This window comes from Sphingomonas sp. 4RDLI-65 (assembly GCF_049472435.1).
In the GTDB taxonomy this organism is placed as follows: domain Bacteria; phylum Pseudomonadota; class Alphaproteobacteria; order Sphingomonadales; family Sphingomonadaceae; genus Sphingomonas.
Window position 1 is genome coordinate 298084 of sequence record NZ_JBCEBT010000004.1, and the last position, 12415, is coordinate 310498.

11 protein-coding genes are annotated in these 12415 nt (G+C 65.5%); 6 read left to right on the forward strand and 5 right to left on the reverse strand.

Going from position 1 to position 12415, the window contains the following annotated elements:
- Positions 1–96 precede the first annotated feature (96 nt).
- Positions 97–885, reverse strand: coding sequence for an SDR family oxidoreductase (locus VH567_RS11905; protein WP_423326348.1), 789 nt, complete (start codon positions 883–885; stop codon positions 97–99).
- Positions 886–1017: 132 nt separating this feature from the next.
- Here VH567_RS11905 and VH567_RS11910 point away from each other — a divergent pair, with 132 nt between their 5' ends.
- From VH567_RS11910 to VH567_RS11925, 4 genes are all read left to right on the forward strand, one after another.
- Positions 1018–1845, forward strand: coding sequence for an SDR family NAD(P)-dependent oxidoreductase (locus tag VH567_RS11910; RefSeq protein ID WP_423326350.1), 828 nt, complete (start codon positions 1018–1020; stop codon positions 1843–1845).
- Positions 1842–3272: an MFS transporter gene (locus tag VH567_RS11915; protein WP_423326352.1), complete on the forward strand. Its 1431-nt coding sequence runs from the start codon at positions 1842–1844 to the stop codon at positions 3270–3272. Before VH567_RS11910 ends, VH567_RS11915 begins: the two co-directional genes overlap by 4 nt.
- A 130-nt stretch (positions 3273–3402) precedes the next feature.
- Positions 3403–5283, forward strand: coding sequence for a M1 family metallopeptidase (locus VH567_RS11920; RefSeq protein ID WP_423326354.1), 1881 nt, complete (start codon positions 3403–3405; stop codon positions 5281–5283).
- A gap of 137 nt (positions 5284–5420) precedes the next feature.
- A complete protein-coding gene (locus VH567_RS11925; RefSeq protein WP_423326356.1) occupies positions 5421–6038 on the forward strand; it encodes a CHAP domain-containing protein in 618 nt (205 codons plus the stop codon).
- Between the two features lie 414 nt (positions 6039–6452).
- Here the strand turns inward: VH567_RS11925 and msrB are convergent, their stop codons facing one another.
- From msrB to VH567_RS11945, 4 genes are all read right to left on the reverse strand, one after another.
- Positions 6453–6941, reverse strand: coding sequence for a peptide-methionine (R)-S-oxide reductase MsrB (gene msrB, locus VH567_RS11930; RefSeq protein WP_423326358.1), 489 nt, complete (start codon positions 6939–6941; stop codon positions 6453–6455).
- A gap of 61 nt (positions 6942–7002) precedes the next feature.
- The gene (locus VH567_RS11935) at positions 7003–8241 is read right to left on the reverse strand and encodes a cytochrome P450 (protein WP_423326360.1); all 1239 of its coding nucleotides are present in this window, start codon (positions 8239–8241) and stop codon (positions 7003–7005) included.
- A 187-nt stretch (positions 8242–8428) separates the two neighbouring features.
- Complete coding sequence (locus VH567_RS11940) at positions 8429–9664, reverse strand: ABC transporter permease (RefSeq protein WP_423326362.1); 1236 nt, start codon at positions 9662–9664, stop codon at positions 8429–8431.
- On the reverse strand, positions 9661–10587 hold the full coding sequence (locus VH567_RS11945) for an ABC transporter ATP-binding protein (protein WP_423326364.1): 927 nt from the start codon (positions 10585–10587) through the stop codon (positions 9661–9663). Before VH567_RS11945 ends, VH567_RS11940 begins: the two co-directional genes overlap by 4 nt.
- 44 nt (positions 10588–10631) lie before the next feature.
- On the opposite strand from VH567_RS11945, the gene queG reads away from it, so the two are divergent.
- Entirely contained in the window at positions 10632–11789 is a 1158-nt protein-coding gene (gene queG / locus VH567_RS11950; RefSeq protein ID WP_423326366.1) for a tRNA epoxyqueuosine(34) reductase QueG, read from the forward strand.
- A 128-nt stretch (positions 11790–11917) separates the two neighbouring features.
- Positions 11918–12229 (forward strand): hypothetical protein, encoded by a 312-nt coding sequence (locus VH567_RS11955; protein ID WP_423326368.1) that lies wholly within the window; start codon positions 11918–11920, stop codon positions 12227–12229.
- Positions 12230–12415: the final 186 nt, after the last annotated feature.

Consider the following 12415-nt stretch of genomic DNA (forward strand, 5'->3'; position numbering starts at 1 on the left):
GGAGTGAGGCTCGGGACGGTTCATCCCAACAGCCCCTCTCCCTTCCGTCGCCTACGGCTGCTCCCTCCCTCTCCCCGGAGGGGCGAGGGAATCAGCTCACGCGTCTATGCTCGTCCCCAACGAAGCATGCACCAACCCGCCGTCCACCGTAATCGTCTCCCCAATCACATAATCCCCAGCCCGGCTCGCGAGATAGATCGCCGCCCCCGCCATATCCTCGTCGACTCCAACCCGCTTCGCCGGAATCCCCTGTGCCACCGCGTCCCCATGATCCCGCGCCGCCTTGTTCATGTCGCTAGCAAACGCCCCCGGCGCGATCGAGGTCACGTTGATCGAATCCGTCACCAGCCGCGCCGCCATCCGCTTGGTCAGATAGATCAGCGCCGACTTCGACGCATGATAGCTGTACGTCTCCCACGGGTTCAGCCGCTGCCCGTCGATCGAGGTGATGTTGATCACCTTCGCCGGCTTTGCGCGGGATCCCGACGCCTTCAGCGCCGCATGCAGCGCCTGCGTCAGGAAGAACGGCGACTTCACGTTCAGGTCCATGACCTTGTCCCAGCCGACCTCCGAAAACTCCTCGAACGGCACGCCCCACGCCGCCCCCGCATTGTTCACAAGGATGTCGAGCTGCGACTCATGCTCGGCGAACTGCGCCGCCAGCGCCTTGCACCCCGCCACTGTCGAGACGTCCTGCGGCAACGCGATGCAGTTCGGCCCGAGTTCCGCGGCCGCGGCCTCGCACACATCGGCTTTCCGCGACGATATATACACCTTCGCCCCCTGTGCGATGAAGCCCGAGGCGATCATCTTGCCGATCCCGCGGCTGCCGCCAGTTATCAGCGCAACGCGGCCGTCGAGCCGGAACAGGTTGGTCGTATCCATCACGCATCCTCCGAATGTTTGCCCGCTTGGTATCGCCGAGCGCCGTCCGCCGCAAACCCGTTTTTCGAACTCGTCATCATTGACGAGTGCGGAAGCCATACTATGCTCGCAAAAAAGAGCAGGAGAGTGCGTGTGAGGTTTTCAGGCAAGCGTGCCGTCGTGACTGGTGGCGCGTCCGGCATCGGCCGGGCGACCGCACTCCGACTCGCCGACGAAGGCGCCACCGTGCTGATCGGCGACATCGACGAAGCCGGCGGCCACGCGCTCGCCGACGCATCCGGCGGCCGCATCCTGTTCCAGCGCACCGACGTGCTCCAGGCGGGCGATATCGAGGCGCTCATGCAAACCGCCGACGATGCGGGCGGGCTCGACATCCTGTTCAACAACGCCGGTGCGGGTGGTTCGCGCGATCCGATCGGCGAGATCTCCCCCGAGGACTGGGACCGCACACAGGCGCTTCTCCTCCGCTCGGTCGCGCTCGGCATCCGCTACGCAGCACCCCTCATGGCGAAACGAGGCGGCGGCGCGATCGTCAATACCTCGTCGGTATCCGCGCTCGGCACCGGCTACGCGCCGACCGCCTACTCGACGGCCAAGGCCGGCGTTCTCCACCTTACCAAGCAAGCCGCCGCCGATCTCGCGCAGCACAGGATCCGCGTGAACGCGGTCGTCCCCGGCTTCATCGTCACCAACATCTTCACGCGCACGCTCGAACTCGACGCCGCCAAGACGACGCAGGCGGACGCGATGATCGCGCATATCGCCGCGGATGCGCAGCCGATCCGCCGCCCTGGCACCAGCGAGGACATCGCCGCCGCGGTCGCTTTCCTCTCCAGCGACGATGCGAGCTTCATCACCGGCACGCACATCCTCGTCGACGGCGGGATGACAATCGGCACGCGGCCAAGCTGGGACCCTACGCAACCGTCGCTGTTCGCGCTACTCGACAAACTGAAATGACCGCCCCCGCCCGCCGCCTCTCGAACGGCACGATGGCGAGCTACGGCTTCGGCGCGGTCGCGTACGGGGTGAAGGACGCCGGGTTCGGCACGTTCCTGCTGCTGTTCTACAACCAGGTCGTCGGGCTGCCGTCCGCCACCGTCGGCCTCGTCATCATGATGGCGCTGCTGATCGATGCGTTCGTCGATCCGGCGGTGGGCTTCTTCTCTGATCGCACGCGGACCAAATGGGGCAGGCGGCATCCGTGGATGTACGCCTCCGCGCTGCCGATCATGGTCGGCTGGCTGCTGCTCTGGAACCCACCCTCGATCATGTCGGAGCCGCAGACGCTGGTCTGGCTGTTCGCGATGGCGGTGATCGTGCGCAGCGCGGTGAGTTGCTACGAGGTTCCCTCGGTCGCGCTGACCCCCGAGCTCACCTCCGGCTATGACGAACGCACGCGGATTATGGCGTATCGCTATCTGTTCGGCTGGGTCGGCGGGTTGCTGATGCTGCTGTCGGCCTACCGGTATTTCCTCGCGCCGACGGCCGCGTTCCCGAACGGCCTGCTCAACCGAGCCGGATACGGCGGCTTCGCGCTAGCGGGCGCGCTGTTCATCGGCGTAGCGATCCTCGTCTCCGCGCTCGGCACGCACCACGAGATCAAGCATCTCCCCAACCCGCCGATCGTCCGCCAGACATTACGCGAGTCCTTCGCCGAGCTTCGCCAGACCGTGAAGAACCGCGCATTCGCGATCCTGATGGCTGCGGGCGTCTGCGCGTACACGATCCAGGGCATCAGCTATGCGATGTCGAACTACCTCTACACCTATGTGTGGGGCTTCAAGGGGCCGGTGTTCGTCTATCTGACGATCGCGCTGTTCTTGGGCGTGTTCCTCGCGTTCCTGGCGGCACCCCGGCTCGGCAAGACGGGGAGCAAGCCCAAGGCGGCGATGGGCGCGGTGCTGCTCGGCGCGGCGCTCAACACGTCGCCCTATTGGCTGCGGATGCTCGGCGTGTTTCCGGAGGTCGGCGAGCCCACGCTACTGCCGATGCTGTTCGGGTTCTTCATCCTCGGCACCGCATCGAACGTCACCGGGTTCATCCTCGGCGCGTCGATGATGGCCGACGTGGTCGAGGATTCGGAGGCGAAGACGGGGCGAAGGTCGGAAGGCGTGTTCTTCGCCGGCTCGTTCTTCGTCCAGAAATGCACGAGCGGGATCGGGATATTCTTCGCCGGCATGATCCTCGCGGTGGCGGGCTTCCCGGCCAAGGCCATGCCGGGGACGGTGCCGGTCGCCACGATCGACCGCCTCACGCTGATCTACGCGGGGCTCTACATCGCGCTGGCGTGCGTCTCGGCGTTCTTCTTCTCCCGCTTTCCCTTCGGGCGCGTCGAGCATGAAGCAAGGTTGGCGCGGCTAGCAGAAGCGGTTCGGCAATCCTGACGCAATGCGTTCCCCGGCGGAGGCCGGGGCCCAGTTGGGGGGACGGTTGTTGATCGGCTGGCGCGCTATTACGAGGACCTACCCAACTGGGCCCCGGCCTCCGCCGGGGAACGGTGACATCGGAGTTCTCATGCGTATCGCACCCGCTTTAGCCACCGCCCTGACGCTCGTCTTAGCATCCCCCGCCGTCGCGCAGACGATCGCCCCGATCCTCACCACCCCCGACGCGCGCGACCCGCACAGCTACGCCCGCCCCGTCGAGGCGCGCGTCACGCATGTCGCGCTCGATCTCGCCGCCGACTTCGACACGCACGTCATGCGCGGCATCGCCACGCTCGACGTCCTCGCAAAGCCAGGCGCCAAGCTCGTCCTCGACGACAACGGCCTGAAGATCGTCAACATCACCGACGCCGCCGGTAAGCCGCTCCCCTACGAAGTCGGCGCCATCGACAAGATCCACGGCGCGCCACTGACCGTCACGCTAAACGGCGCCAAGAAAATCCGCATCGCCTACGCCTCGTCCCCCGATGCGAAGGCGCTGCAATGGCTCACTCCCGCGCAGACCGCGGGCAAGACGCAGCCGTTTCTGTTCAGCCAGGGCGAAGCCATCCTCAACCGCAGCTGGATCCCGACGCAGGACTCCCCCGGCATCCGCCAGACCTGGGAAGCGAAGATCGCCGTCCCCAAGCAACTCACCGCGGTGATGAGCGGACTCGCGACTGGCAAGCCGACCTGCGCCGCCGACCGCTGCACGTTCGAATACAAGATGGACAAGCCCGTCGCGCCCTACCTGATCGCGCTCGCGGTCGGCGATATCGCGTTCAAGTCGACCGGCCCGCGCACCGGCATCTGGGCCGAACCCGCCACGCTCCCCAAGGCCGCCTATGAATTCGGCGAGCTCGAGAAGTTCGTCGCCGCGGCGGAAGGGCTATACGGCCCGTATCGCTGGGGCCGCTACGACGTGCTGGTCCTGCCGCCGTCGTTCCCGTTCGGCGGCATGGAGAACCCGACGCTCACCTTCGCCACGCCGACCGCGATCGCCGGCGACCGCAGCCTCGTCTCACTGATCGCGCACGAACTCGCGCACAGCTGGTCGGGCAACCTCGTGACGAACGCGACCTGGGACGATTTCTGGCTCAACGAAGGCTTTACCAGTTACTTCGAGAACCGGATCATGGAAGCGCTCTACGGCAAGCGCCGCGCCGACATGGAGGCCGACCTCGCCTGGACCGACATGCTCGCCGCGGTGAAGGACGCCGGTGGCCCCGCCGCCAAGGACACGCAACTCCACCTCGATCTCGACGCCGCGCGCGATCCCGACGACGGCATGACTCAGATCGCCTATGACAAGGGCGCCGCGTTCCTCCGCTCGATCGAAAAGCAGGTCGGTCGTGCCCGGTGGGATGCCTATCTCCGCAGCTATTTCGACCGCCACGCCTTCCAGCCGCAGACCAGCGCGGGTTTCCTCGCCGACCTCAAGTCGAAGCTCCTCACCCCCGCCGAAGCCAAGACGATCGGCGTCGATGCGTGGGTCTACAGCCCCGGAATCCCGGCGAACGCGGTTCACGTAACGTCCGCTGCGTTCCCCGCAGTCGATGCCGCGGCCAAGGCCTATGCCGCAGGCGGACCGGTATCCGTCGTTCCCGGCAAGGCGACCACGCAGGAGATCACGCGCTTCATCACGCAGCTCCCGCGGCAACTCCCGGCCGAGCGGTTGAAGACGCTCGACACCGCGTTTGGCTGGAACAGCACGGGCAATGCCGAGATCCGCTTCGCCTGGCTGCAACTCGCGCTCGCCAACCACTATGCGCCCGCCGACGCTTCGGCCGAGCAGTTCCTCACCTCGCAGGGCCGCCGCAAATTCGTCGCGCCGCTGTTCCAGCAGCTGATGGACTCGGGCGACTGGGGCCACAAGCTGGCGATGGACATCTACGGCAAGGCGCGGCCGGGCTATCATGCGGTCACGCAGGTCACTGTGGACCGCATAACCGGCTGGAAACTCATGAACTGAGCCAGCCTGGCTGGCCCTTTCGGGCGTTGGTCGGCGCGGTAACACGCTTCGTCGGATATGGTTCCCGGCCGGGTTTCAATTAAATCGAACCTCCCGTAGCCAGACTGTGACAAACGGGTTTTGGCCGGGGGGTCTCGATGAATTTCAAGGCGTTAGCAGCGCGTTTTGCGCTGGTGGTATCGTGCGGCCTGATGACGGCCACACCGGCAGCAGCCCAGTTCTGGCAGTGCGTGACGTTCGCTCGCTCGGTTTCGGGCATCGAAATCCGCGGCAACGCCAACACCTGGTGGGGCCAGGCCGAGGGTCGCTACGAGCGCGGCCACACCCCGAAGGCCGGCTCGGTCCTCGCCTTCTCGCCGACCTCGCGGATGCGCGTCGGCCATGTCGCGATGGTCTCGAAGGTCGTCAGCGACCGCGAAGTCCTCCTCACCCATGCCAACTGGTCGCGTCGCGGTGCAATCGAGACCAACGTTCGTGCGGTCGATGTTTCCGACGCTGGCGACTGGAGCATGGTCAAGGTCTGGTACGGCCCGCAAGGCGGCCTCGGCACCTCGGCTTATCCGACCAAGGGTTTCATCTATTCGGGCCATGCGCCTGCTGGCGACACGCTCGACGCACAGCCCTCGTACCAGATGGCCAGCGCGAGCCACACCATCACCGCAACGCAGCGCGCCAACGCCGCACAGGTTGCGACGATCCAGCACGGCCCGACCGATCCTCGCGGGATCTTCACGCTGGTGAACGAGGCGAACTAAGGTTCGTCTTTCGATTGGAGGCTGGGTTCGTTCCGGCATTCCCCGCACACTGCTCAGGTCAGCAGTCTAAAGTTTTGCTACTGATCCCGCCCCCCGACAGGTCAGCGTCTCTACTTTCCCACAATGCACCTCCCCGGCGAAGGCCGGGGCCCAGGTGGAGAGGCCACCGTAACGGCGCGCCACCTTCGTTAACAACGTCCCCCAACTGGACCCCGGCCTTCGCCGGGGAGGTGTTGAGGCAAGGGCATGTGCCAGCAAACTCTTGGAGCAAGTTAAGCTCCTAATAGCCGCTCAGTCCGCCTTCCTTGTTCTCCCGCGAAGGCGGGAGCCCAGTCTGGACTCCCGCCTTCGCGGGAGAACAAGTTTTACGTGATTAGCAGTGATCCGCGGTGGCCCCCTAACAGAAGAGCGCCGTCATGCAGCCTTAAACGTCAGTGCATCCCCATTCATGCAATAGCGCTTCCCCGTCGGCTTGGGTCCGTCGTCGAACACATGCCCGAGATGCCCGCCGCACCGCCGGCAGTGCACCTCGGTCCGCGCCATCCCCATCGTCGAGTCCACCCGAGTCCGCACGGCGTTCGGCAACGGCTGCCAGAAGCTCGGCCACCCCGTCCCGCTCTCGAACTTGGTCTTCGACGAGAAGTTCGGCAGCGCACATCCGCCGCACGAGAAGATCCCCGCGCGATGCTCGCCGTTGAGCGGGCTCGAATAGGGGCGCTCGGTACCCTCCCTGCGCAGGATACCATACGCATCCGGCGACAGCTTCTTGCGCCACTGCGCATCGGTCAGGTTGACCTCGAACCGCTCCGCCGCCTGAGCCGGCTCGGACGAACACCCCCATAGCGCAAATCCGGCGACACCCGCCCCGGCAAGCGTGAGAAAAGCGCGGCGGTCCTGGGTCATGTTCGTCTCCATGGTTCGAATATAGGTACGCGCGAACCGGTGGATAAGGTGACGCCAGACCTCAGTATTTGCTGATCTCCACCGGCAGCGTGCGATAGCCGTGGACGAAGCACGCCGCGACCCGCGTAGGCTCGGCCAACACGTTGATCCGCATCCGCCGCGCTGCCATTTCCTCAAGCAGGATCGCGATCTGCATCTCGGCTAGCCGTGCGCCAACGCAGCGATGGATGCCGTGCCCAAACGCCAGATGCCGCCGCGCGTTCGGCCGATCCACCACGATGTCGTCCGCATCGTCGCCGAACACGCTCTCGTCGCGGTTCGCCGAAATGTACCAGAGCGCGAGCTTGTCGCCTGCCTTGATCTGCTGCCCCATCAGTTCGGTATCGGCCGTCGCGGTGCGGCGCATATGCGCGAGTGGCGTCTGCCAGCGCAAAATCTCGCTCACCGCATTGGGGATCAGCGTCGGATCCGCCTCCAGCTTCGCGCGCGACTCCGGAAACTTGTCGAGCCCATAAGCCAGCGCCGACATCGAATTGCGCGTCGTGTCGTTGCCGCCGACGATTAGCAGGATGAGGTTCCCGATGAATTCGTTGTGATCCATGTGGCTCATCGCGTCCGAATGGATCATCATCGAGATCAGGTCGGGTGTCGGGTCCTTGTCGATCTTCGCGTCCCACAAGCCTTTGAAATACGCGCCGCATTCGAACATGTGTGCGAGCCGCTGGCCGCGGAGCTCCTCGTTCTTGACGATCTCGATATCGCCTGCCCAGTCCGACCACAGAGTCAGCTTGCGCCGGTCCGCCCACGGGAAATCGAACAGGATCGCGAGCATCTGCGTGGTCAGCTCGATCGCGACGGTATCGACCCAGTCGAACGGCGTGTTCCACGGCAGGCTGTCGAGCATGTCCGCGGTCCGCCGGCGGATATCGCCCGACATGCGCGTCATCTCGCTGGGGGTGAAGGCGGGCGCGACGGTGCGGCGCTGGCCGGTATGCACGGGGCGGTCGCGCGCGATGAACATCGGCATGCGGACGTCGCGCTCGGCGACGAAATCGGCGATCGTGATCCCGCCGGCCTCGGAGGAGTAGAGATCGGGGAGCGACTCGACCTCGACGATGCCCTTGTAGTTGGAGACGGACCAGTACGGCCCGTAGTCGGACTGCTCGACGTAATGGACCGGGGACTCGGCGCGGAGCTGGGCGAACGGCGCCTGCCACAGATCGTCGCGGTACAGCTCGGCGCGGCTCACATCGAGCGGATCGACCGCGTGTTGCGCTACATCTCTCACCAGAGTCGCCATCGTCTCTCTCCCGTATTTTGCTACAGGAAAGGCTTTGCTGACACTTATGTCAACAGGGTTGGGTTGAGTAGTGTAGTACCTCTCACCAATCCCGTTCGTGCTGAGCGAAGTCGAAGCACCTGCGCGCGGGACCTACCCTTCGACTTCGCTCAGGGCGAACGGATGGAGGTGGGGGGCGGAGCAGGCGTTAGACCGCCGCCCTGGACTTCCGTCGCCAGAACGGCCGAGCGCTGCCCGATTGTAGCACGCCGCGCCGGAACAGCCGCGCGCCGACCGAGATGAAGATCGTCACCCACAACGCCTGCCATGCAAGGGCTGCGACATGCGGCCACAGTTCCGGCGAGTTGGCCGCGCGCCCCGCCATCGCGAACGGCGACGACAGCGGGAACAGCTCGGCGACCGTCGCGATCCAGCTTCCGGGGCGTGAGGCGGCTGCCGACGACAGCCCGAACATCGCGACCTGCAGGATCGTGATCGGCAGCGACAGCATCTGGATCTCGCGCATCGTCGTCGCCTGCGCCCCCACGCCAAGGAACACCGACCCGAGCAGTAGGTACGCCATGCTGAAATACGCGGCGAACAGCAGCGCGAACATCGGCGCGCCGACCGCGGGCGTCAGGTCGCCCAGCGCGACCGCCGCGGCGGCGGGCATCAGCGACGTGATCTGCGTGACGACGGTGCCCCAGAACGCGACGAACAGCACCGCGACGCCGAACATGCCGATCAGCTTGCCGAAAAACACCGACTCCAGCGGCACCGCGGCGGCGAGCACCTCGATCACCTTGTTGTTGCGCTCCTCGGCCATCGTCCCGACGACTTGGCCCGAGAGGAACAGCGTCAGGAAGAAGATGCCGAACACTGCGAAGAACGCGGATTGGTGCTGGCCACCGACCGAGGTGGTCGAACGCGTGACCTGCGTCTTGGTCGCGGCGATCGCCGGCAGCGTACCGCCGAGTTTCTGCGCGGCGAGCGTGGTTTGTGCGAGCAGCCCGAGATAATCCGCCGAGCGCCGCCCGCGCGGTCCGTACAGGATCTGCGGCGCGTCGAGCAGGCCGTAGAGCACCGCGGACGCATCGATATCCTTGGTCTCGAACGCCGCGCGCGCCTGCGCCGCCGGGTCGGCCAACGGCGCGACGGTGGTGAGCGCCGGCGGTGCCTCATCCTCGCGGAACATGCCGCGCAACCGCGTGTCTGCCTCGGCGATCGGGCGCGTGATCGCGGCGGGGACGATCGCGATGATGCGAGTCTTGTCCTGCGCGCCGCCGCTGACGCTTGCCGCGCCCATCCCGCCAATCGCGCCGAACGATCCCATGATCAGGGGCGCGAACAGGAACAGCAGGAAGATCGGCGTGAACACCGTGGCGATGAAGTCGCGCCGCGCGATCGTGAAGGTTTGGCGTAGGGTGCGGCGGAAACGGCTCATGCCGCCTGCTCCTTCGCGACGTCGCCATGCTGCCCGACGATCCGGACGAACGCTTCGTGCAGGCCGGGGCGCTCGATCGACAGCCCCGAAATCCCGTATCCAGCGTCGATCAGTCTCACGAGCAAGCTCTCGATTCCTTCGTTAGGCAACTCGAATCGCCAGCTATCCCCGTCCGCAACCGCATCCGCCGGCAGCACGCCGCGGATCGCAGGATCGGGCCGATGCGGCGTGTAATGCACCCGCTGCGGCAATATACCCCGAGCGTCCGCGACCGTGCCTTCGAACCGCCGCTTGCCGCCGGCGATGATCGCGAGCCGATCGCACAGGCGTTCGGCATGGCTCATGATATGCGTCGAGAACAGGATCGTCGCGCCGCGATCCCGCTCGTTCAGGATCAGCTTCTCGAGCCGCTCCTGGTTGACCGGATCGAGCCCCGAAAACGGCTCGTCGAGCACGAGCAAGTCGGGCTGGTGCACCACCGAGCCGAGCAGCTGCACCAGCTGCGCCATGCCCTTCGACAGCTTCCGGATCTTCTCGTCGACCGCGTGGCCGAGCCCGGCGGCCTCCATCAGTACGACCGCACGCTCGCGCCCGGTCTTCCAGTCGAGCCCGCGCAACGCCCCCAGGAACGCGATCGCCTCGCGCGCCTTCATCGCCGGATACAGCCCGCGCTCCTCGGGGAGATAGCCGACCTGATCGCTAGCATCGCGCGGATTGTCGTGCCCAAGCAGCGTGCGAGACCCCTCGTCGGGCTCGATGATCCCGAGCAGCATGCGCAGCGTCGTCGTCTTGCCCGCGCCGTTGGGCCCGAGCACGCCGTACACCGAGCCGCGCGGCACCATGATGTCCACCCCGTCGACCACGCGCCGGTCGCCGAACCGCTTCACGATCCCGCTCGCGGTGACCGCCCATTCATCGTTCACGCGCAATCTTCCTCCCGAGGGTGACGTCGTGGTAGCGGGCGTACGTGGCGCAAGACAAGCTGGAACACCGACTTAAGGCCAAAGCGGCCGAATTGGGTTTTGCCGCGTGCGGAATCGCGCATGCCGATGCCGCGCCACGTGCGGGCGAACGGCTGCATGAATGGCTGGCGGACGGGCGGCACGGCGACATGATCTGGATGGAGGAGCGCAAGCACCACCGCGAAAGCCCCGCCGGCCTGTGGCCCGAAGTGCGCAGCATCATCGCGCTCGGCATCAGCTATGCGCCGAAGGACGACCCGCTGCGGCTGGCGGACGAGGGCGGGGTAGGGCGCATCTCGGTCTATGCGCAGGGGCCGGATTATCACGACGTCGTGAAGCGGCAGTTGAAGGCGCTCGGGCGGTGGCTGGCGACGGAGGCGGGGCGCGACCTGCCGCCGTTCGACCTGAAAGTGTTCGTCGACACCGCGCCGGTTATGGAGAAGCCGCTCGCCGAAGCTGCCGGGCTAGGCTGGCAGGGCAAGCATACCAACCTCGTCAGTCGGGAGCATGGCAGCTGGCTGTTCCTCGGCGCGATCTACACGACGCTCGACCTGGAACCGGACAAGGGCGGCATCGACACCTGCGGCAGTTGCGACGCATGCCAGACCGCCTGCCCGACCGCCGCTTTTCCGAAGCCGTTCCAGCTCGATGCCCGCCGCTGCATCTCCTATTTGACGATCGAGCATGCCGGTCCGATCCCGCACGAATTCCGCGCCGCAATCGGCAACCGCATCTATGGCTGCGACGATTGCTTGGCCGTCTGTCCTTGGAACAAGTTCGCCGCCGCCGCCAACGCGAACCTCGCCTTCCACCCGCGCGCGGAACTGGTCGCGCCCGAACTGGCGGACATCCTGTCCCTCGACGACGCCAGCTTCCGAACCGTCTTCGCAGGATCCCCTATCAAACGCATCGGCCGCGACCGGATGGTCCGCAACGCGCTGATCGCCGCGGGTAACAGTGGTGATCCGGCGCTGGTCGAACCGGTGTCGCGATTGATCGAGGACGAAGCCGTCGTCGTACGAGGCGCAGCGATATGGGCTCTAGCCCGGCTCGACCCGACCCGCTGCGTCGGCGAACGCCTGCGCCTTCTCCCACAAGAACGCGACCTGAGCGTCGTACGGGAATGGGCGTCTGTGGTGCTCCCAAGAGTCGAGAAAGGGTAGCCTCTGCTTTTGGGAAGACGGCAGATAGATTTCGGGTCTGCAGCTGACAGACTCGACCCAACGCTCGACTTGTCGGGCAAAGGGCTAAGTGCTAATTTTCGATATCAGTGACGCGTTGGAGTCGGTCGATGGTGAAAGCGATTGCAGTGGTGATGGCAACTTTGATCCTTGGGCCGATGTCCGCTGCTGCCATAGCGCGCGATAATGATCTGTCGGACGCGGATAAGGCCAAGGTTGTCTGCGTTCCGCGGCGCACCGTTGACGGTGCGGTCACTGCAGATAAAATATGCAGGACTGGAGCGCAGTGGGAGGCCGCCCTCAAGAAACCCAAGCGGCGATCATCCGACACAGATTTTGCTGATCAAGCCCAGAGAGGTTCGTTTCTTGCGAGGAGAGGTCCGCAGACTTTTGGCTCCAGGCCGGTTGCCAAACCATTCTGATTTCTTAGCGCCTTGAATGTCTGAAGGCATGCCACTGTTCGAGACGCAGGAGGCATTGGCGTGATCCGTAGCCGCTGAGCAAAACCGGAGATGCGGCTATTGGGGTATTGATCGTTCCCCCCTCAAGCGTCGCGACATGTGCAATCCCCGGTATCGTTGCGATCCTGAAGCCGATATCAGGTATGG